The sequence below is a fragment of the Streptomyces sp. 7R007 genome (assembly GCF_054850255.1).
This window is the reverse complement of sequence record NZ_JBTWMV010000006.1, coordinates 119,577-139,197: the sequence shown is the minus strand read 5'-3', so window position 1 is coordinate 139,197 and position 19,621 is coordinate 119,577. Positions and strand designations below refer to the sequence as shown.

Genomic DNA, 19,621 nt, shown 5'->3' with positions numbered 1-19,621 from the left:
TCCGGGCCGGGCTAGGTTGAGGCGTATGGCTTCCACGCACGGTGCTGTTCAGAAGGCTCAGGTGCTGGTCGCGTCCAACCGCGGCCCGGTCTCGTACGAGGTGCGGCAGGACGGCTCGCTCGACGCCCGCCGCGGCGGTGGCGGGGTGGTCTCCGGGCTGTCGGCCATCGGACCCGACGCGGGCGCCCTGTGGGTGTGCTCGGCGCTGTCCGACGGCGACCGGGAGGCCGTCCGGCGCGGGGTCGGCGAGGACGGCGTGCGGATGCTGGACATCCCGGCCGACGTGCACGCGGACGCGTACAACGGCATCGCCAACTCGGTCCTGTGGTTCGTCCACCACATGCTGTACCAGACGCCGCTGGAGCCGGTCTTCGACGCGGAGTTCCGCCGGCAGTGGGCCTCGTACGAGACCTACAACCGGGCCTTCGCCGAGGCGCTGGCCGAGGAGGCGGCCGAGGGGGCGGCCGTGCTGGTGCAGGACTACCACCTGTGCCTGGTGCCGGGGATGCTGCGGGAGCTGCGGCCGGACCTGAGGATCGGCCACTTCTCGCACACGCCGTGGGCGCCGCCGGAGTACTTCCGGATGCTGCCCGACGACATCCGGGCGCGGCTGCTGGAGGGCATGCTCGGCGCGGACCGGGTGGCCTTCCTGACCTGGCCGTGGGCGACGGCGTTCCAGCGGTGCGCCGAGGAAGCCGACGCCGGTCGCCGGCTCGCCGGCCCGCCCTCGGACACGTCCCCCGTCATCGAGCACCTGGACGGCGACCGGGTCACCCGCCGCACCCTCGTCGGCGTCCACGGCCTCGGGGCCGACGCGGAGTTCCTGCAGTCCCGCTCCCGGCAGGCGGACGTCGAGGAGCGCATGGCCGCCCTGCGCGAGGAGATCGGCGCGGGCCGCAGGACCATCGTGCGGGTGGACCGGACCGAGCTGTCCAAGAACATCGTGCGCGGGCTGCTGGCGTACCGGCAGCTGCTCGACGACCACCCGGAGTGGCGCGAGCGGGTCGTGCACGTGGCCTTCGCCTACCCCTCCCGGCAGGACCTGGCCGTCTACCGGGAGTACACGGCCGAGGTGCAGCGCCTGTCGGAGGAGATCAACTCCGAGTACGGCACGCCCGGTTGGACACCGGTGGTGCTGCACGTCAAGGACGACTTCGCGCGCTCCCTGGCGGCCTACCGGCTCGCCGACGTGGCCCTGGTCAACCCCATCCGGGACGGCATGAACCTCGTCGCCAAGGAGGTGCCGGTGGTCTCCGACGAGGGGTGCGCGCTGGTGCTGTCCCGGGAGGCGGGGGCCTTCCAGGAGCTGGGCAGGGACGCGATCGCCGTGAACCCGTACGACGTCGTCGGCACCGCCCGCGCCCTGCACGAGGCACTGACGATGCCGCGCGAGGAGCGGGCGGAGCGCACCAAGCGGCTGGCCGCCGCGGCGACGGCGCTGCCGCCGGCGCAGTGGTTCCTGGACCAGTTGCACGCCCTGGACGATCAGCCGAGCTGAGCGGCGATGCGGGTCAGCAGCGCGACCACTCCTTCCGGGCCGTCCACCACCAGGTCGGCCCGCTCCCGCAGCTCCGTCACCTCGTCGCTGCCGCTGCACACCAGCACGCCCGGTGTGCCGTCGGAGCGGAGTTTGTCGACGGCGGCGAAGGCGGGGAGGTCGCCGAGGTCGTCGCCGGCGTAGAGGACGGCCGCGGCGTCGGTCCGGCGGACGTAGTCGAGGAGGGCCACGCCCTTGTCCATGCCGGGCGGTCGCAGCTCCAGGACCATGCGGCCGGGCTCGACGATCAGGCCGTGGCGGGTGGCGAGGTCGGCGAGGGGGCCGCGCAGCGCCTCGAACGCGGCCTGCGGGTCGGCGGCGCGGCGGGTGTGGACGGCGACGGCACGGCCCTTCTCCTCGATCCACGTGCCCTGCCAGGCGCCGATGCGGTCGAGGAAGCCGGGCAGTTCGGAGCGCACGGCGGCGACGCCGGGATGCGGGGCGGGTGCGCTGACCTCGCCGCTGACGGCGTCCCAGCGCTCGGCGCCGTAGTGGCCCAGCACGACGAGGTGTTCCAGGCCGGGCACGCCCGCGAAGCCGCCGTAGCGGACGGCGACCCCGGCGGGGCGGCCGGTGACGACCGCGATCGCGGCGACCCTGGGGGCGAGCGCGGCGAGCGCCGGGACCGCGTCCGGGTGGGCGCGGGCCTGCTCGGGGTCGGCGACGATCGGCGCGAGCGTGCCGTCGAAGTCGAGGGCGATCACCGACCTCTCGGGGTGCCGCAGCAGCGCCTCCAGCCCGTCGCGGCCGGCCGGGGTGGCCGGGGTCGGCAGGGGGTCCGTGTCCATGTGATCCATGTGGGTGCCCATACGGCGACCTTAACCGGCGGCAGCGGGGCGCACCCATGGCTCACGGGGGCGTCGGCACTCCGCAGCTCACCGAGGCGTCAGCGCTCCGAGCGCCGCTGCTCCCGCACCCGCCGCAGCCTGTTGACCGTCACCGGGTCGTGGGCCAGCGCCCGCTCGTCGTCCAGCAGGGCGTTGAGCAGCTGGTAGTAGCGCACGGGCGCCAGGCCCAGCTCCTCGCGTATCGCGCGCTCCTTGGCGCCGGGGCCGGTGAAGCCCCGGCGCTCCAGAGCGAGGATGGCCTGCTCACGGGCGCCGAGTCGTTCCATGTCCACGACCGTAACGCCCGCCGCTGACAACGGCCCCCGCCTACTGCGCGTTCTGCGCGGTGGCCGCCGTGACCTGGAGCTGCTGGAGCACCGAGGCGGGGTTGCCGTCGGAGGCGACCGCCTGGCCGATGCGCTTCTTGACCGCCGCGCTGACCGTCGCCCAGGAGGAGTCGCCCACCGGATACAGCTCGGAGGAGGGCAGCTCCTCAAGGAAGGGCTTGAGGTCGGCGTCCTGCCGCGCGGTGCTCATCGCGTCGGACGCGGAGGTGGTCACCGGCAGCAGGTCGTACTGGCGCGAGAAGGCGAGGACGTTCTTCTCGCTGTAGACGAAGTCGAGGAAGTCGCCGACCTGCTGGGCGTGGCCGTTCTGCTTGAAGGCCATCATCCAGTCGGCGACGCCCATGGAGTTCTTGGTCTGCCCGTCCACGCCGGGCATCGGGACCATGCCGAACTTCACGCCCTTGCTCTCGGCCGTCTTCATCAGCGAGGGATGCCCGTTGAGCATGCCGACCTCGCCGTTCGCGAACGCCTTGAAGGCGTCGGCGCGATTGAGCCTGCCCGGCGCGACGGGCCCGGTCAGGCCCTCGTCGACGAGGTCGTTCTTGAGCCAGGTGAAGGTGTCGATGTTCTGCGTGGAGTCGATGGCGTAGGTGCCGAAGCTGTCGGTGTAGTCGCCGCCGCCGCTCAGCAGCCACTGCATCGTCTCGGCCTGCGCCTCCTCCGGCCCGAGCGGCAGTGCGTACGGGTAGGTCACGCCCCGCGCCTTGAGCGCCTCGGCGTCGGACCTGAGCTGCGCCCACGTCTTCGGCGGGGTGAGGCCGGCCTGCTTGAAGAGGGTCTTGTTGTAGAACAGCAGCCGCGTCGAGGCGGCGAACGGCATGCCGTACTGCACGTCCTTGACCTGGCCCGCGGAGGCGAGCTGGGGGGCGAAGTCGGCCTGGGTGCCGATGGAGAGCAGGTCGTCGGCCGAGTAGAGCAGGCCCTTGTCGGCGTAGTCGGCGTACGCCCCGATCTGCGCCATGTCCGGCGCGTGGCCGGCGTCGACCATCTCCTTGACCTTGCGGTCGACGTCGTTCCAGGAGTAGACGCTGACCTGGATCTTCACGCCGGAGTGCGTGCTCTCGTACTCCTTCACCAGCTTGTCCCAGTACTTCCGGGAGCTGTCGGCCGCGGAGCTGCCGTAGTCGGCCGCGACCAGTCTGAGGGTGACGTCACCCGAGCCGCCGGTGAGGCCGCAGCCGCCGAGGACCGCCGTCATGCCCAGAGCGGACACCACCGCGATCGTTCCTGTCCTACGTCGCCGCTGCACTGCGTACTGCCCCAACCATCTCGTCGTTCATGACTGTTCTGCGTCCACCATGCGGACAGCATAGGTCTACACCACGTGAGTGGACTAGACCTCTTGCGGGTCGTGGGGTCACACTGTCCCCCGTGAGACATGTCATCGCCCTCGATGTGGGCGGCACCGGGATGAAGGCCGCTCTGGTCGGGGCGGACGGCGCCGTGCTGCACCAGGCGCGCCGGGCGACCGGGCGCGAGCGCGGACCGGACGCGGTCGTCGAGGCCATCCTCGGCTTCGCCGCCGATCTGCGCGCCCACGGCGCCGCGCACCTGGGCGAGCCCGCCCGTGCCGCCGGCGTGGCCGTCCCCGGCATCGTGGACGAGGCCGGCGGCCTCGCCGCCTACTCGGCCAACCTCGGCTGGCGTGACGTCCCCCTGCGCGACCTGCTCTCGGCCCGCCTCGGCGTGCCGGTCGCCCTCGGCCACGACGTGCGCACCGGCGGACTGGCGGAGGGCCGGCTCGGCGCCGGGCAGGGCGCCGACCGCTTCCTCTTCGTCGCCCTCGGCACCGGCATCGCGGGCGCCATCGGCGTCGCGGGCCGGGTGGAGGCGGGCGCGCACGGCTTCGCGGGCGAGATCGGCCACATCGTCGTACGGCCGTCCGGCACGCCCTGCCCGTGCGGGCAGCGCGGCTGTCTGGAGCGGTACGCCTCCGCGGCGGCCGTCAGCGAGGCCTGGGCCGCGGCCTGCGGTGACGACGAGGCGGACGCGGCGGACTGCGCGAAGGCCGTCGCGTCCGGCGACCCGAACGCCGTCCGGGTCTGGCAGGGCGCCGTCGACGCCCTGGCCGACGGCCTGGTCACCGCGCTCACCCTGCTGGACCCCCGCACGCTGATCATCGGTGGCGGCCTCGCCGAGGCGGGGGAAACCTTGTTCACACCGCTGAGAGAGGCCGTCCGCGCACGGGCGACCTTCCAGAAACTGCCGACGATCGTCCCGGCGGCCCTGGGCGACACGGCGGGCTGCCTGGGTGCGGGGCTCCTGGCCTGGGATCTCCTCGACACAACCGACCGTACGGAGGTATCCGCCTGATGGCCAACGCCCCACTCCCCCTGGTGCTCTCCGGCGCCCACGTGGTCCTGCCCACAGGAACCGTCGAGGGCGGCCGGGTGGTCGTGGACGGCACCCGCATCACCGACGCGGCCCCCGGCGACGCCCGCCTTCTCGACGTCACCGGACACTGGCTCGTACCGGGGTTCGTCGACATCCACAACCACGGCGGCGGCGGAGCCTCCTTCACCTCCGGCACGGTCGACGAGATCCTGCACGGCATCCACACCCACCGCCTGCACGGCACGACCACCCTCGTCGCCTCCACCGTCACCGGCGACATGGACTTCCTCGCCCAACGGGCGGGGCTGCTGAGCGAACTGGCCGAACAGGGCGACATCGCCGGCATCCACTTCGAGGGGCCGTTCATCTCCCCGTGCCGCAAGGGCGCGCACTCCGAGGCGCTGCTGCGCCACCCCGACCCGGCCGAGGTCCGCAAGCTGGTCGACGCGGCGCGCGGCAGGGCCGTCATGGTCACCCTGGCCACCGAACTCCCCGGCGGCCTCGACTCCGTACGGCTGCTCGCCGAGCACGGCGTCATCGCGGCGGTCGGGCACACCGACGCGACGTACGAGCAGACGCTGGCGGCGATCGAGGCGGGCGCCACGGTCGCCACGCACCTCTTCAACGCGATGCCGCAGATCGGCCACCGCGCGCCGGGCCCGATCACCGCCCTCCTGGAGGACGAGCGGATCACGGTCGAACTCATCGACGACGGCACCCATCTGCACCCGGCCGCCCTCCAGTTGGCGTTCCACCACGCCGGTGCGGGCCGGGTCGCGTTCATCACGGACGCGATGGACGCGGCCGGTTTCGGCGACGGGCGCTACATGCTCGGCCCGCTGGAGGTCGAGGTCAGCGAGGGCGTGGCCCGGCTGGTCGAGGGCGGTTCCATCGCCGGGTCGACGCTCACCCTGGACCGCGCGTTCAAGCGGGCGGTGACCGTGGACCGGCTCCCCGTCGAGGACGTGGTGGCCGCGATCTCGGCCAACCCCGCCCGGCTGCTGGGCATGGCCGACCGGATCGGCTCGCTGGAGCCCGGCAAGGACGCCGACCTGGTCCTTCTGGACCACCGATTCGACCTCAAGGGCGTCATGCGCCGGGGAGAATGGGTGGTCGATCCCCAACTGGGATGAGATGTCCCGCTGTTGAGGGCGGCGGTTGTCCTGGGAGACTGGGAGGACCGCCGTCCGTTTGGCATGATCGCCCGGACACCACTACAGGCTCTGGTTCTTTCTTCGGGGGAGGTCGGCCCAGGTGATCCTCACGGTCACGCTGAACACCGCTCTCGACATCACCTACCGCGTCGGCTCCCTCCGGCCGCACGCCGCGCACCGGGTCACCGAGGTGACGGAACGGCCCGGCGGCAAGGGCGTCAACGTCGCCCGGGTGCTGGCGGCGCTCGGCCACGAGGTGACGGTCACCGGCTTCGCGGGCGGCGCCACCGGACGCGTCGTCCAGGAACGGCTGACGGCCACCGCGGGCGTGGTGGACGCTCTGGTGCCGGTCGAGGGCGCGACCCGGCGCACCATCGCCGTCGTCGACGAACACACCGGCGACACCACGCAGTTCAACGAACCGGGCCCGCACATCACCCCGGCCGAGTGGTCCGCCTTCCAGGAGGCGTACGAGGACCTGCTGGCGTCGGCGTCCGCGGTGGCCCTGTGCGGCAGCCTGCCGCCGGGGGTGCCGGTCGGGGCGTACGCCGGTCTCGTCCGGGCGGCCAGGGCGGCCGGGGTGCCCGTGCTGCTGGACACCAGCGGGGAGCCGCTGCGCCGCGGGGTCGCCGCCCGGCCCGACCTGGTCAAGCCGAACGCCGACGAGCTCGCCGAACTGACCGGCTCCCACGAGCCGTCGCGGGCCACGCAGGACGCCCGCCGGCGCGGCGCCCGGACGGTGGTCGCCTCCCTGGGCGCCGAGGGCCTGCTGGCCACGGCGCCGGAGGGCCGCTGGCGGGCGGCGCCGCCGGGCCGCGTCCACGGCAATCCGGCGGGCGCCGGCGACTCCGCGGTCGCGGGGCTGCTGTCCGGGCTGGTGGAGCGCCTCCCCTGGCCGGACCGCCTCGCCCGCGCGGTCGCCCTGTCGGCGGCGACCGTACTGGCGCCGGCGGCGGGCGAGTTCGACCACGCGGCCTACGAGGACCTGCTCACCCGGGTGTCGGTGACCACCGAGGCGACCGCCGCCTAACGGCTGCCCTGGCCCTTACCCGAGTCCTAGTTCTTGACCTGGCCCTGCTTCAGCCAGAGCTGGTCGAGCAGCACGTTGCACTTGTCGCCGTCCTGGCAGGACAGCGAGATCGTGTTGGTGCCCTTCTTCAGGCTCGGGTAGGCGTAGGTCTTCGTCCAGCCCTTGGCGAAGTCGCCGTCCTCGGCGCCGGTGAAGTTGCCGAGGTTGAGCTTGCTGCCGAAGACCTTGCCGTTGATGGTGAGCGTCATCGACTGGTCGTCGCCGGTCGCGCTGTAGTGCGCGAAGAGGGTGTAGACGCCGTCGGCCGGGATGTCGTTCACCGTCCAGGTGACCCCGGCGCCGGTGGAGTCGAGCCCGGTGACGTAGATCCCGCCGTCGGCCTCGGCGCCCTGGACGTCCGAGGCGAGCGTGGCCCCGCCGTCCAGGCGCAGCGCCTTCGCGTCGACCGTCGGCAGGTCCGCCGCGGCGGAGGCGCTGCTGCTGGCGGACTGGCTCGGCTCGCTGCTCTGCTGGGCGGACGGCGACGTCGAGGCGTCCCCGCCCGCGTTGTCGTCGTTCGAGTCGCCGCCGAGCATGGCCACGCTGATGCCGATGACGACCGCGGCGACCACCGCGATCGCGCCGATCAGCAGTCCCTTGGTGTTGGGTCCGCGGCCCCGCCCGCCGCCGTTGCCGCCGCTGTACGCGGGCTGCTGGGGCGCGGTGGGGGCGCCGCCGGGGAACGTCTCCGGGGCGGCGTAGTGCGCGTTCGGTTGGCCGTAGCCGCCCGGCTGCTGCGGGACCTGGCCGTACGGCGCGGTCGGCGCCGTCTGCTGCGGGCCGTACTGCCGCTGGCCGACCGCGCGCACCCGGTTGACGGAGTTCGGGTAGCCGTAGCCACCGGAGGGCGGCTGGGCGCCGTTGGCCTGCCCGTCGGCGTAGAGGTAGCCGAACGGGTCGTCGTCCTCGGGCGTGCTGGCGCCGTTGTTGCCGGACGTCATCCCTTGGGTACTCCTCGAACAGGTGCGGGTCGGATGCGATGAGCTGGGTCAGAATGTCGAGCCTACCCGGTTCCGATGGCCCAAACAGGTGACTCGGATCGCATCAACCCGCTGACCTGGAGATCATCCCGCGCGTCGGTGCTGTTTGGGACGAGATCGTTTCTCTACGTACATCCGCTCGTCGGCGGATTTCAGCACCTCGTCCGCGGTCATGCCGCAGTGCGCCCACCCGATGCCGAAGCTGGCGCCCACCCGCACGGCCCGGCCCTCCGCCCGGATCGGCTGGATGATCTCGTTGCGCAGCCGTACGGCGAGGTCCTGCGCGTCGGCCTTGCCGAGCCCGTCGGCGAGGATCACGAACTCGTCGCCGCCGAGCCGGGCGACCGTGTCGCCGTCGCGCACGCCCCGGCTCAGGCGCCGGGCGACCTCGATGAGGACGGCGTCGCCGGCGTTGTGCCCGAAGCGGTCGTTGATCGACTTGAAGCCGTCGAGGTCGCAGAAGAGGACCGCGAGCCCCTTGGTGCCGTCGTCGCGGTCGCCCTCGGGGGCGACGGTGTGCACGTGGTGGTCGAAGGCGTCGTACGCCTCCGCGCCGCCCGGCCGGAAGTCGAAGCCGTGGCCGGCCGCGTCGAAGGCGGGGTGGCCGTAGGCGGCGTCCAGGGACTCCAGGGCGCCGGGGTGGGTGGGCCGCTGGCACAGCCGGGAGGAGAGCCGGGAGCGCAGCTCGGCGCTGTTGGGCAGGCCGGTGAGCGAGTCGTGGGAGGCGCGGTGGGCGAGCTGGAGCTCGCGGCGCTTGCGCTCCTCTATGTCCTCGACGTGGGTGAGCAGGAAGCGGGGCCCGTCGGCGGCGTCGGCGACCACCGAGTTGCGCAGGGAGACCCAGACGTACGTCCCGTCCCGCCGGCCCAGGCGCAGCTCCGCGCGTCCGCCCTCGGCGGAGGTTCTCAGCAGGGTGCCTATGTCCTCGGGGTGGACGAGGTCGGAGAAGGAGTAGCGGCGCATCGCGGAGGCGGGGCGGCCCAGCAGCCGGCACAGGGCGTCGTTGGTGCGCAGTATGCGTCCGTGCTGGTCGCCGCCCATCTCGGCGATGGCCATGCCGGAGGGGGCGTACTCGAAGGCCTGCCGGAAGCTCTCCTCGCTCGCCCTGAGGGCCTGCTGCTCGCGTTCGAGCCTGACCAGTGCGCGCTGCATGTTGGCGCGCAGGCGTGCGTTGCTGATCGCGATCGCGGCCTGGAACGCGTACATCTGGAGCGCTTCACGGCCCCATGCGCCCGGTCGCCGGCCGTTGCGCGGCCGGTCCACGGACAGGACGCCGATCAGTTCGCCGCACGAGCCGCCCTGCACGTTCGGCGTGTACATGGGGGCGAAGAGCCGGTCGGAGGGGTGCCACTCGTCCTCGAAGCGGGGCGCGGGACCGTCGGTGTACCACTGCGGGACGTCGTCGTCGTCGAGGATCCAGCCCTCGGTGTGCGGTATGAACACCAGGTCGCCCCAGTGCTCACCCATGGACAGCCGGCGGTCCCAGGACTCGCGCGAGCCGACCCGGCCGGTGATCAGCGCTTCCGCCGCCGCGTTGCCCGAGAAGGCGGCGACGACGAGGTCGCCGTCGGGGCGGACGAGGTTGACGCACGCCAGCTCGTACCCGAGGCCGTTGACGACGCCGTCGGCGACCGTCTGCAGCGTGTCCGCCAGGCTGCGGGCGGCGTTCATGTCCGCCATGACCTGGTGCAGTCGTCGCAGGGTGGTAAGCCGGACGTAGGGCTCCGACTCGGTCTCCATGCTCGCCCTCCCCCCGAGACCTCGCAGCGAATCAAGGGTTCTCATCGGCGTATCGTTCTGGCAGCTTCCCCGCCACTGAATCACAGCGCGCTGCCCACTCGGTACACAGGGTCAACAATTCATGCCCCTTGTGACTCAAGTCACAGCTAAACATGAACAATTGAGTGGAGTTTCTGCGTTTTCCCTGTGCGTTTACTGAACGCAATCTTTGTACGCATGTGAGGGCGCGTGCCCAAGAGTACGCGAACGCTTCCGCAGAGTACGCGCTCACCACCCGGCGGGAGCCGCAGCCGTCGGTCGCCGGTCCTAGGTCCTCCCTCCTCCCACCTGGTCCTGCCGCCCGATGCGCGCGCCGGACGGCGCCGATTAGCGTTTCGGACGTGCCGAACACCTCTCCCGCCACGTCCCCGTCCGTCCCGCTGCCCGCCGCCCGGCATGCTGAGGGGGTGAGCAACGACGAGTTCCGGGCCGCGATGTCCCGGCTGGCCGCGGGCGTGGTCCTGGTGACCGCGCAGGAGCCGCCGCTGGACCCCGACGACCCGTCGGCGCCGGCCGGCGAGGACGTCGGCATGACGGCGACGGCGTTCATGTCCGTCTCCCTGGACCCGCCGCTGGTCCTGGTCAGCCTGCGCACGGGCTCCCGCATGGACGACCTGCTCGACGAACAGCCCCTGTGGGCGGTGTCGGTCCTGTCCGAGAGCCAGCGCCACATCGCGGGCCGCTTCGCGATGAAGGGCCGCATCAGCGACCGCCTGCTCTTCGAGGACATCCCGTACGTCCGCGGCATCCACTCCGGCGCGCCCCTGGTGGGCGGCGCCCTGGCCACGCTGGAGTGCCGCACCGAGCAGCGCGTGCCGGCGGGCGACCACACGCTGGTGATCGGCCGGGTGCTGGGGGCGGGGGTGCCGAGCGCAGACGGGGGGCCGCTGACGTACTTCCGGGGGCGGTACCGGCAACTCGGGTGACACCGGCGTCATGCGTGGGGGGCGCGTCAGCCCCAGTCGCGCCCGGAACGCCCCCGCTTCGTCTCGGAGCGCTGCTTCTTCTCCCGCAGCCGGCGTTCGTTGATGCCGCGCGGGATGCGGGTGGGCCTGCGCGGCTTGGGCGGTGGCGCGGTGGCCTCCGCGAGCAGCGCCGCGAGGCGTACGGCGGCGGTCTCCCGGTTGCGCCACTGCGAGCGGTGCTCGGAGGCGCGTACGACGATCACGCCGTCGACGAGCCGCCCGGCCAGCCGCTCCAGCGCCCGCGCCTTCCACACCTCCGGCAGGGCCTCGGTGTTGGCGAGGTCGAAGCGCAGCTCCACCTGTGAGTCACTGGTGTTGACGTGCTGGCCTCCCGGCCCCGACGACCGCGAGAAACGCCACATGAGCTCGGCCTCGGGGAGCGGGACGGAGCCGCGGATGAGGTAGGGACCGGACATGTCCCCCATGGTCGCGCGACTGACCGGCACACGTCACGCGAATAAGGTTCACCCGCTGTTCGGTAAAGAAAGTAAAGGAAGTCGGAACCTTTGGCGGCTCGGTCGGCGTTCATACGGGTAGCTGTAGCTTTTCTGCCGTACCGAACCGAGGGAAGGGACTCCCAACAATGGCTGTAAGCCTGTCCAAGGGTGGCAACGTCTCGCTCACCAAGGAGGCTCCGGGCCTGACCGCCGTCACCGTGGGCCTCGGCTGGGACGTCCGCACCACCACCGGCACGGACTTCGACCTCGACGCCTCCGCGATCGCGGTGAACGCCCAGGGCAAGGTCTACTCGGACGCCCACTTCGTCTTCTTCAACAACAAGCAGACCCCGGACAACTCCATCGTCCACACCGGCGACAACCGCACGGGCGCGGGCGAGGGCGACGACGAGGCGATCAACGTCAACCTGGCGGCTCTCCCGGCCGACATCGACAAGATCGTCTTCCCGGTCTCCATCTACGACGCGGAGAACCGCTCGCAGAACTTCGGCCAGGTCCGCAACGCCTACATCCGCATCGTCAACCAGGCCGGCGGCGCGGAGATCGCCCGCTACGACCTCTCCGAGGACGCGGCCACGGAGACGGCGATGGTCTTCGGCGAGCTCTACCGCAACGGCGCGGAGTGGAAGTTCCGCGCGGTGGGCCAGGGCTACGCGTCCGGCCTGGTCGGCATCGCCCAGGACTTCGGCGTCAACGTCTGACACAACGCGCTGCGCTGAGCGGGAGCCCTCGGTGACGCCGGTGACGGCCGAGGGCTCCGGCGGCACGAAGGACGTGGCCGGCTCAGCGGCGTGAACCGGGCTTTCCGTTCCCGTACAGCCAGTCCTTCCAGATGCCGGTGAAGTCCTTGTCCGGTGCCTTCTTCTCGACGTACGCCGTGAAGTCGGCGGTGTCCGCGGTGCCGTGACGGTACGTCGCCGCCCAGCCCTGGATGATGTCGTAGAAGGTGTCGTCGCCCACCGTCCGCCGGATCTTCTGGAGGACCATCGCGCCGCGCACGTAGACCGGGTCGTCGGAGATGTGCGCTGCGCCACTGGGGCGCGCCGGCGGGAAGGACCACAGGTCGGGGTAGTCGTCCTCGCCGTGGGCATAAAGCCGGTCGAACGTCTGCTGGGCGCTGTCGCCGCCGTGGTCCTCGTCCCACAGCCACTCGGCGTAGGTCGCGAAGCCCTCGTTGAGCCACATGTCCCGCCACGTCTTCGGCGTGACGGAGTCGCCGTACCACTGGTGGGCCAGTTCGTGGACGAGGGTCGCGGTGTCGGGGGCGCCGGGGAAGACGGGCCGGTTCTGGGTCTCCAGGGCGTATTCGGCGTCCTCGGGCCGGTCGACGACCGCGCCGGTGGAGGAGAAGGGGTACGGGCCGAAGTTGCACTGCTCCCACTCCATGATCTCGGGGATCTTCGCCAGCACCCCGCGGGCCGCCTTCGCCTCGGCCGGGTCGACGGCGGTGTACACCGGCAGGCCGTCGGCGAGGGTGGAGCGGCTGACGGCGTAGTGGCCGACGGCGACCGTGGCGAGGTAGCTCGCCATGGGCTCGGCGGTGTGCCAGGTGTAGGTCGTACGGCCGTTCTCCGTGGTCGGCTCCCCCTTCAACTCGCCGTTGGAGACCGCCTGGAGGCCCTTCGGCACAGTGATCGCGATGTCGTACGACGCCTTGTCGGCGGGGTGGTGGTCGCCGGGGAACCACGCCATGGAGCCGGTCGGTTCGCCGAGGGCGAGGGCGCCGTCGGCGGTGCGCAGCCAGCCCTCCCGGGAGCCGTCGGGGTCGGTGATCCGCTCGGGGGTGCCGGAGTAGCGGACGGTGGTGCGGAAGGCGGTGCCGGCGTCGAGGCGGTCGGGCGGGCGGACGGTGAGTTCCTGGCCGGCGCGGTCGAACGAGGCGCCGCGGCCGTCGACGGTGACGCCGTCCACGTGCAGGCCCTTGAGGTCGAGGTCGAAGGCGGTCAGGTCCTGGGTGGCGCGGGCGGTGAGGGCGGCGGTGGCGGTGAGGCGGCCGCCGTGGGCGGGGTCGTAGGACAGGCGCAGGTCGTAGTGGGTGACGTCGTATCCGCCGTTGCCCGCCTTGGGGAAGTACGGGTCGTCGCGGCCCGGGCTGCCGGTGGTGTCGTGGCCTCCGCCCGCGCACGCCGTCAGGGCGAGGAGGAGGGAGATAAGGAAGGCGGGGACCAGACGGACGGAAGGGACAACGGGCGCGGATCGGGACACGGCAGCGATCCTAGGGCGACGTGACACCATCGCGTACGTGCTCGACATCGGCTACGCCCTCTCCAACCGCTTCCCCGACCCGCCGCAGACGGACTACCGGCGCGCGGACGTCCACGCGCTGCGGCACGACCTGTTCTGCGGTGACGTCTATCTCGCCGACACCGCGTCGGACCGGGAGCTGTCCACAGCCTGGGGATGGGTGCCGGTGCTCGACTTCGCGTGGGCGCTGTGCGACATCGTGGAGCGCCTCGACCGGGACCCGGCCGGCTCGCGTGCCGCCCGGCCGCAGCGCGCGGAGCTGGACTTCACCGAGTCCACCGACCGCGTGCTCTTCGAGCGGCGCTTCGGCTGGGTGGACGTGGAGGCCGACTGGACGCCGGCCGAGGAGCCCCCGCTGACCTTCTCCCACCGCGAACTCCGCCGCGAGGCGCGGGACTTCCTGCACGACCTGATCGCCGACCTGGTCGACCTGCACGAGGACCTCGGCGAGAACCCGGCGATCTGGACGCTGCAGGCCCGCTTCCCCCGGGTGGCTTGAAGCCCCGGCACCTGTTCATGCCGTGCCCGTCAGGCCCCGGCGCCTATGGTCAGCAGCTCCTCCGCCGTCGTCTCGTGCGGCAGCCCCCCGAGGGAGAGGTAGCGGTAGCCGGTGCTCAGCCGGCAGGCGTTCAGGCCCAGGCAGGTCATCGCGTCGTAGTGCTGGGTCTCCGCGAACACGTACCGTCCGTCCTCGCCGTCGTCCGGGTCGAGCGGGGTGCCGCCCAGGACGGACCGCAGCAGCGCTCGGTCCACCGGGCCGAACGCGAGCGGGACGAACGCCTCGGGGTCGGCGCCGGTCGGTGCGGGGAAGGCGAAGTCCCCGCCGCCCAGCGGGTCGCCGTCCTCGTCGGTCGCCGCCTCCTCGAAGTACCCGGGACAGGAGTCGTAGTGGTGCCGCGGCTCACCGTGCTCGTCGTACACGGTCATCAGCAGGACGTCGGAGTCGAAGACGTACGCGCCCAGCGTGGGCGCCCGCAGCAGTCGGCCCAGCGGGCCGGCCACCTCGGTGGCGTCCGTCTCCGGGTCGGGGTAGATCACCGTGTGCCCGGGGCCCACCGGCAGCGCGAACCCCCGTATCTTCCGGCCGTCCGGTCCGCTCTCCGCGTCCAGCAGCGGCACCACCTCGTCGCACGGACGGGCCACGACCACGTTCCCGTAGAAGGTCCCCACCTTCAGTCCTCCACCCGAATCCCCATCTGGGCCGCCAGCACCGGCGCCAGATCCATCAGTTGCCCGGTGCTGATCACCGCGCCCGCCAGCCGGTCCACGCCCTGGGCGACCGCCAGCTCCGTCGCCCCTCTCAGGTCCACGTCCTTCAGGACCGCCCCGCGCAGATCCGCTCCCTTCAGCGCGCAGTCCACGAACTCCACCCGCTCCAGCGCGGCGCCGCCGAAGTCCGGCTCGACCAGCACGCAGCTCTCGAAGACGACGTCTTTGAGCTTCGCCGAGCGCAGGTTCAGATAGTCGATCTTGCCGCCGCGCACGACGACCCGCTCCAGCACCGCCCCGTGCGCCTGCGTCCCGCCCAGACGCGCGTCCACCACCTCGACGTCCCGCAGCGTCGACTCCGCGAGGTCGGTGCCCACACCGCGCAGACCGGTCAGCACCGAGTCGAGGACGCGGGCGTGCCGCAGCCGGGTCTCGTCCACCGCGCACCCCGTCAGCGCGCAGTCCATGAAGCGGGCGCCCCCGCCGTCCTGCCCGGCGAGGTCGGCGTCCCGGAACTCCAGGCCGTCGTAGTCCCCGTCCGGCTCCAGCTCCCCGCCGCCGAACGGCTCCAGCGGCGGCAACCGCAGCTCCGGCCGTCGCGCCCCCTTCACGGCGCCCTTCACTCCGCTCCCGCCAACCCCTCGTCTCACCATGCCCCCATGCTGCACCCCGCCACTGACAATCGCCCTGACCTGCACGGACACCGCGTGATGTCACATTCCGCCGCCTGGATCCGTCGTATGCACGAACGCCGTGCGCACCGCCCGCACACGCGGCCCGCACAGCCCGTACGCCCCAGGCGACCGACCCGAGGGAGACGCCACCCATGCACCGCATCACCGTCATCGGCGGCGGATTCGCCGGACTGACCGCCGCGATCACCGCCGCCGAGGCGGGCGCCAAGGTCACCGTCCACGAAGCCCACCACACCCTCGGCGGGCGGGCGCGGACCGCCGAGGGGCCGTACCGGACCAACGAAGGCCCGCACGCCCTCTACAGCGGCGGCCCGCACTGGACCTGGCTCAGGCAGCGCGACCTCATCGGACCGCTGGCACCGATCCCGCCCCTGGAGGCGGCCCGGCTGCGCCTGCGCCACCACGGAAGCCTACGCCGCACCCCGCCCTTCGCGCTGCTCAAACTGCTCCGCCCGAGCCTCCAGCAGGCCCCCGTCGACGTCGACTTCGCGACCTGGGCCACCGGCGTCGCGGGCGAGGAGGGCGCCCGCGCCGCCGCTCACTACGCGGCCGTCGCCGTCTTCCACCACAACCCCGGCGCCCTGTCCGCCGCGTTCGTGCAGGAACGTCTGCGGCGGGCCACCCGGCTGCCGCCCGAGGCGCACTATCCGCGCGGCGGCTGGGCGAGCCTCATCGACCGGATGGCCGCCCGGGCGTGGAACCTCGGCGTCCGGGTGGAGACGCTCTCCCGCGTCGACGCCCTCCCGACCGACACGCCCGTCGTCGTCGCGACCTCCCTCGACGCCGCCCGCCGGCTGCTCGGGGACTCCTCCCTGGCCTGGACGAGCGGGCGCACGGTGCTCGTCGACCTCGCCGTGCGGACCCGGCGCGGGGACGCCTTCGCGGTGTCCGACCTGGACGCGCCCGGGTGGATCGAGCGGTTCACCGCGCAGGACCGCAGCCTCGCGCCGCGCGGCGAGCAGCTGATCCAGGGGCAGATCCCGATCGCCCCGCACGAGGGCAAGGCCGACGGGGTCGCCCGCGCCGAGGAGCTCCTCGACCTGGCCTTCGACGGCTGGCGCGAGCGCGTCACCTGGCGGCGCGCGTCCGTCGCGTACGGCCGTACCGGCGCCGTCGACCTGCCCGGCACCAGCTGGCGCGACCGCCCGGCCGTCGACCGCGGCGACGGCGTCTACCTCGCCGGCGACCAGGTCGCCGCCCCCGGCGTGCTGTCGGAGGTGTCGTTCAACAGCGCCCTCGCGGCGGTGTCGCTGGCGCTGGGGCGGAGGCGGGCGGCTTGACCTCAAGCGGACTTGAGGTCGGAGGGTGGAGTGGCCGTCTCGTGCAGCACCGCCCACGCGGTCAAGCCCATGCCGTCACGTCCTCGCCGTCAGATCCAGGGAGTCCAGGATGCGCGCCGTTCGTCTGCACCACTTCGGTCCGGCCGAGAACCTCGTCGTCGAGGAGGTCGCCGACCCCCGGCCGGGCCCCGGCCAGGTCCGCGTCGCCGTCCGGGCGGCCGGCGTGCACCTGCTCGACACCGCGCTGCGGGAGGGCGCGCAGGGCCCGCTGCCGGAGCCGGCCGTGCTGCCCACCGTTCCCGGCCGCGAGGTCGCCGGCGTCGTCGACGCGCTCGGCGAGGGCGTCGCCGGGCTGTGGCTCGGCCGGCGCGTGGTCGTCCACCTCGGTTTCGCCCCGGGCGGCTACGCCGAGCTGGCCGTCGCCGACGTCGAGCGGGTCCACGAGATCCCCGGGAACCTGGACTTCGCCGAGGCCGTCGCCATGATCGGAACGGGCCGTACGGTCATGGGAATCGTGCAGTTCGCCGAGCTCGGACCCGACGCGGTGGCCGTGATCCCGGCGGCCGCCGGCGGCATCGGCACGCTGCTCGTGCAGTACGCGAAGAACGCCGGCGCCACGGTGATCGGCCTGGCCGGCGGCGCCCGCAAGGTCGCCCGGGTGCAGGCCGACGGCGCCGATCTGGCCGTCGACCACACCGAGCCCGCGTGGCCCGACAAGGTGCGTGCCTGCCTGGGCGGCCGCCCGGCGACCGTCGTCTTCGACGGTGTGGGCGGTGACGTGGCCCGCGAGGCCGTCGCCCTGCTCGGTCCCGGTGGCCGGCACCTCGTCTTCGGCTGGTCCGCCGAGGGCGTCCGCGGTGGCTCCCCGCACCTCGTCGAGGGCGTCTCCCAGCAGGTGCTCGGCCCGGTGATGACCCGGAAGACCCCCCTTCGAACCCTGGAACTGCGCGCCCTCGCCGAGGCCGCCGCGGGACGGCTGCGCCCTGCCGTGCAGCGCTTCCCGCTGGCCGAGGCGGCCGCTGCGCACCGCGCGCTCGAAACGCGCGGCACGATCGGAAAGGTGGTGCTCGAACCATGAGCAACAGCCGCAACACTCCTACGGATGCGATACGTACCGATTCATGGTCTGCTGGCCGGATGAGCCGAACGAGTGACACCCCCACGGAGGAGGCCGCGGGCCCCGATCCTCGCCGCTGGTGGGGTCTGGTGGTCATCGCGCTCGCCCAGCTGATGGTCGTCCTCGACGCGACCATCGTGAACATCGCCCTGCCCTCCGCCCAGGCCGACCTGGGCATGTCGGACGGCAACCGGCAGTGGGTCATCACCGCCTACACCCTCGCCTTCGGCGGACTGCTGCTGCTCGGCGGCCGGATCGCCGACCTGGTGGGCCGCAAACGCACCTTCATCTTCGGCCTGGTCGGCTTCGCCGCCGCCTCCGCGCTCGGCGGCGCCGCCACCGGCTCCGGCATGCTCTTCGGCGCGCGCGCCCTGCAGGGTGTCTTCGCCGCCGTCCTGGCGCCGTCCGCGCTGTCGCTGCTGACCACGACGTTCACCGACCCCAAGGAGCGCGGCAAGGCCTTCGGCATCTACGGCGCGCTGGCCGGCAGCGGCTCGGCCATCGGGTTCATCGTGGGCGGCCTGCTCACCGAGTACCTGAACTGGCGCTGGTGCCTGTACGTCAACGTCCCCATCGCCGTCGTCGCGGTGATCGGCGCCGTCGTCCTGCTGCACGACCGTCCCGGCCACACGGGTGCCCGCCTCGACGTGCCCGGCGTGCTGCTGGGCTGCGGCGGGCTGGTGGCGATCGTGTACGGCTTCAGCGAGGCCGAGCCGCGGGGCTGGAGCGACCCGCTGGTGCTGACGCTGTTCGCGGCGGGCGTCGTGCTGCTGGCCGCGTTCGTGTGGTGGCAGAACCGGGCGCCCTCGCCGCTGCTGCCGCTGCACATCGTCAAGGACCGCAACCGCGCCGGGTGCTTCCTGACCATGGCGCTCGCCACGATCGGCATGTTCGGGCTGTTCCTGTTCATGACGTACTACCTGCAGGGCGTCCTCGGCTACTCGCCCGTGAAGACCGGACTGGGCTTCCTGCCGCTGACGGCCGCGATCATCATCGGGTCCACGCAGATCTCGGCCCGGCTGCTGCACCACGTCGCGCCGCGCGTGCTGATGGTGCCCGGCATGGTCCTCGCGGCCGGCGGCATGCTGATCCTCACCCGGATGACGGTGCACTCCTCCTACGCCACCGAGATCCTGCCCGCCCTGCTGCTGATGGGCCTCGGCATGGGCCTGACCTTCATGCCGGTGTTCGCCACCGCCACCGCGGGGATCGCGCCGCAGGACGCGGGCGTGACCTCGGCGACGGTCAACACCTCGCAGCAGGTGGGGGGTTCGATCGGTACGGCGCTGCTGAACACGATCGCCACGTCCAGCGCCACGACCTACATCGCCGCGCACCTGCACAACCCCGCCCAGAAGGCGCTGGTCGCCCGCGAGGGCGTCGTGCACGGCTACACGGTCGCCATCTGGTGGGCCGCCGGCGTCATGCTCCTGGCCGGCCTGATCGCGGGCCTGATGGTCACGGCCAAGCCCCCGAAACACGCCCCGGCCGAGACCCCGGTCCCGGAACCGGCGGCCTGACGACCACACAAGAGACGACCACACGAGAGCGGTGCCCCGGTCCGGGGAGACCGGGGCACCCTCCTGCGCGGACGACGGGTCCCGGCAGGACCCGCCCGGGACCCGG

General features: G+C 72.6%; 19 protein-coding genes. 10 read left to right on the top strand and 9 right to left on the bottom strand.

Annotation, left to right across the window (positions count from 1 at the left end):
* Positions 1–25: 25 nt before the first annotated feature.
* The gene (locus ACYF6T_RS10535; protein ID WP_461695395.1) at positions 26–1,498 is read left to right on the top strand and encodes an alpha,alpha-trehalose-phosphate synthase (UDP-forming); all 1,473 of its coding nucleotides are present in this window, start codon (positions 26–28) and stop codon (positions 1,496–1,498) included.
* Here ACYF6T_RS10535 and otsB read toward each other — a convergent pair.
* From otsB to ACYF6T_RS10520, 3 genes are all read right to left on the bottom strand, one after another.
* Positions 1,486–2,346, bottom strand: coding sequence for a trehalose-phosphatase (otsB, locus tag ACYF6T_RS10530; RefSeq protein WP_461695393.1), 861 nt, complete (start codon positions 2,344–2,346; stop codon positions 1,486–1,488). The genes ACYF6T_RS10535 and otsB overlap by 13 nt on opposite strands.
* Positions 2,347–2,423: 77 nt before the next feature.
* Positions 2,424–2,651 carry a DUF3263 domain-containing protein gene (locus ACYF6T_RS10525; RefSeq protein ID WP_461695391.1) on the bottom strand — a complete coding sequence of 76 codons (228 nt, stop codon included), beginning with the start codon at positions 2,649–2,651 and terminating at the stop codon, positions 2,424–2,426.
* A 40-nt stretch (positions 2,652–2,691) separates the two neighbouring features.
* Positions 2,692–3,960: an ABC transporter substrate-binding protein gene (locus ACYF6T_RS10520; RefSeq protein WP_461695647.1), complete on the bottom strand. Its 1,269-nt coding sequence runs from the start codon at positions 3,958–3,960 to the stop codon at positions 2,692–2,694.
* A 122-nt stretch (positions 3,961–4,082) separates the two neighbouring features.
* Between ACYF6T_RS10520 and ACYF6T_RS10515 the strand changes: the two genes are divergently transcribed.
* The 3 genes from ACYF6T_RS10515 to ACYF6T_RS10505 all read left to right on the top strand — a co-directional run bounded on the left by ACYF6T_RS10515 (position 4,083) and on the right by ACYF6T_RS10505 (position 7,229).
* On the top strand, positions 4,083–5,024 hold the full coding sequence (locus tag ACYF6T_RS10515; RefSeq protein ID WP_461695390.1) for an ROK family protein: 942 nt from the start codon (positions 4,083–4,085) through the stop codon (positions 5,022–5,024).
* On the top strand, positions 5,024–6,178 hold the full coding sequence (nagA, locus tag ACYF6T_RS10510) for an N-acetylglucosamine-6-phosphate deacetylase (protein ID WP_461695388.1): 1,155 nt from the start codon (positions 5,024–5,026) through the stop codon (positions 6,176–6,178). Before ACYF6T_RS10515 ends, nagA begins: the two co-directional genes overlap by 1 nt.
* 121 nt (positions 6,179–6,299) lie before the next feature.
* A complete protein-coding gene (locus ACYF6T_RS10505; protein WP_461695387.1) occupies positions 6,300–7,229 on the top strand; it encodes a 1-phosphofructokinase family hexose kinase in 930 nt (309 codons plus the stop codon).
* Between the two features lie 26 nt (positions 7,230–7,255).
* On the opposite strand, the gene ACYF6T_RS10500 is transcribed toward ACYF6T_RS10505, so the two are convergent.
* Complete coding sequence (locus tag ACYF6T_RS10500; RefSeq protein WP_461695386.1) at positions 7,256–8,209, bottom strand: carbohydrate-binding protein; 954 nt, start codon at positions 8,207–8,209, stop codon at positions 7,256–7,258.
* 123 nt (positions 8,210–8,332) lie between these two features.
* Positions 8,333–9,988 carry a diguanylate cyclase CdgB gene (gene cdgB / locus ACYF6T_RS10495; RefSeq protein WP_461695385.1) on the bottom strand — a complete coding sequence of 552 codons (1,656 nt, stop codon included), beginning with the start codon at positions 9,986–9,988 and terminating at the stop codon, positions 8,333–8,335.
* 380 nt (positions 9,989–10,368) lie between these two features.
* Between cdgB and ACYF6T_RS10490 the strand changes: the two genes are divergently transcribed.
* Positions 10,369–10,953 carry a flavin reductase family protein gene (locus ACYF6T_RS10490; RefSeq protein ID WP_461695384.1) on the top strand — a complete coding sequence of 195 codons (585 nt, stop codon included), beginning with the start codon at positions 10,369–10,371 and terminating at the stop codon, positions 10,951–10,953.
* Between the two features lie 26 nt (positions 10,954–10,979).
* Here the strand turns inward: ACYF6T_RS10490 and arfB are convergent, their stop codons facing one another.
* Positions 10,980–11,417: an alternative ribosome rescue aminoacyl-tRNA hydrolase ArfB gene (gene arfB / locus ACYF6T_RS10485; RefSeq protein WP_461695383.1), complete on the bottom strand. Its 438-nt coding sequence runs from the start codon at positions 11,415–11,417 to the stop codon at positions 10,980–10,982.
* A gap of 158 nt (positions 11,418–11,575) precedes the next feature.
* On the opposite strand from arfB, the gene ACYF6T_RS10480 reads away from it, so the two are divergent.
* Complete coding sequence (locus ACYF6T_RS10480) at positions 11,576–12,151, top strand: TerD family protein (protein ID WP_461695382.1); 576 nt, start codon at positions 11,576–11,578, stop codon at positions 12,149–12,151.
* Positions 12,152–12,233: 82 nt separating this feature from the next.
* Here ACYF6T_RS10480 and ACYF6T_RS10475 read toward each other — a convergent pair whose 3' ends face one another.
* Complete coding sequence (locus tag ACYF6T_RS10475) at positions 12,234–13,685, bottom strand: M1 family metallopeptidase (RefSeq protein WP_461695646.1); 1,452 nt, start codon at positions 13,683–13,685, stop codon at positions 12,234–12,236.
* Between the two features lie 7 nt (positions 13,686–13,692).
* Between ACYF6T_RS10475 and ACYF6T_RS10470 the strand changes: the two genes are divergently transcribed.
* The gene (locus ACYF6T_RS10470) at positions 13,693–14,193 is read left to right on the top strand and encodes a hypothetical protein (protein WP_461695381.1); all 501 of its coding nucleotides are present in this window, start codon (positions 13,693–13,695) and stop codon (positions 14,191–14,193) included.
* 29 nt (positions 14,194–14,222) lie between these two features.
* Here the strand turns inward: ACYF6T_RS10470 and ACYF6T_RS10465 are convergent, their stop codons facing one another.
* Together ACYF6T_RS10465 and ACYF6T_RS10460 are read right to left on the bottom strand one after the other, a co-directional pair.
* Positions 14,223–14,864, bottom strand: coding sequence for a hypothetical protein (locus ACYF6T_RS10465; protein ID WP_461695380.1), 642 nt, complete (start codon positions 14,862–14,864; stop codon positions 14,223–14,225).
* Between the two features lie 2 nt (positions 14,865–14,866).
* On the bottom strand, positions 14,867–15,514 hold the full coding sequence (locus ACYF6T_RS10460) for a pentapeptide repeat-containing protein (protein WP_461695378.1): 648 nt from the start codon (positions 15,512–15,514) through the stop codon (positions 14,867–14,869).
* A 215-nt stretch (positions 15,515–15,729) separates the two neighbouring features.
* On the opposite strand from ACYF6T_RS10460, the gene ACYF6T_RS10455 reads away from it, so the two are divergent.
* From ACYF6T_RS10455 to ACYF6T_RS10445, 3 genes are all read left to right on the top strand, one after another.
* Positions 15,730–16,878 (top strand): NAD(P)-binding protein, encoded by a 1,149-nt coding sequence (locus tag ACYF6T_RS10455; RefSeq protein ID WP_461695377.1) that lies wholly within the window; start codon positions 15,730–15,732, stop codon positions 16,876–16,878.
* A 109-nt stretch (positions 16,879–16,987) separates the two neighbouring features.
* Positions 16,988–17,956 carry a zinc-binding dehydrogenase gene (locus tag ACYF6T_RS10450; protein ID WP_461695376.1) on the top strand — a complete coding sequence of 323 codons (969 nt, stop codon included), beginning with the start codon at positions 16,988–16,990 and terminating at the stop codon, positions 17,954–17,956.
* Positions 17,957–18,015: 59 nt separating this feature from the next.
* Entirely contained in the window at positions 18,016–19,515 is a 1,500-nt protein-coding gene (locus ACYF6T_RS10445; protein ID WP_461695374.1) for an MFS transporter, read from the top strand.
* The last annotated feature ends 106 nt before the right edge of the window (positions 19,516–19,621 follow it).

Bases quoted from the DNA above. Each gene is read 5' to 3' on its own strand.
- ACYF6T_RS10500 (WP_461695386.1), bottom strand. From the start codon at position 8,209: ATGACGTCCGGCAACAACGGCGCCAGCACGCCCGAGGACGACGACCCG.
- ACYF6T_RS10455 (WP_461695377.1), top strand. From the start codon at position 15,730: ATGCACCGCATCACCGTCATCGGCGGCGGATTCGCCGGACTGACCGCC.
- nagA (WP_461695388.1), top strand. From the start codon at position 5,024: ATGGCCAACGCCCCACTCCCCCTGGTGCTCTCCGGCGCCCACGTGGTC.
- cdgB (WP_461695385.1), bottom strand. From the start codon at position 9,988: ATGGAGACCGAGTCGGAGCCCTACGTCCGGCTTACCACCCTGCGACGA.
- arfB (WP_461695383.1), bottom strand. From the start codon at position 11,417: ATGGGGGACATGTCCGGTCCCTACCTCATCCGCGGCTCCGTCCCGCTC.
- ACYF6T_RS10450 (WP_461695376.1), top strand. From the start codon at position 16,988: ATGCGCGCCGTTCGTCTGCACCACTTCGGTCCGGCCGAGAACCTCGTC.
- otsB (WP_461695393.1), bottom strand. From the start codon at position 2,346: ATGGGCACCCACATGGATCACATGGACACGGACCCCCTGCCGACCCCG.
- ACYF6T_RS10535 (WP_461695395.1), top strand. From the start codon at position 26: ATGGCTTCCACGCACGGTGCTGTTCAGAAGGCTCAGGTGCTGGTCGCG.
- ACYF6T_RS10475 (WP_461695646.1), bottom strand. From the start codon at position 13,685: ATGGTGTCACGTCGCCCTAGGATCGCTGCCGTGTCCCGATCCGCGCCC.
- ACYF6T_RS10480 (WP_461695382.1), top strand. From the start codon at position 11,576: ATGGCTGTAAGCCTGTCCAAGGGTGGCAACGTCTCGCTCACCAAGGAG.
- ACYF6T_RS10525 (WP_461695391.1), bottom strand. From the start codon at position 2,651: ATGGAACGACTCGGCGCCCGTGAGCAGGCCATCCTCGCTCTGGAGCGC.
- ACYF6T_RS10445 (WP_461695374.1), top strand. From the start codon at position 18,016: ATGAGCCGAACGAGTGACACCCCCACGGAGGAGGCCGCGGGCCCCGAT.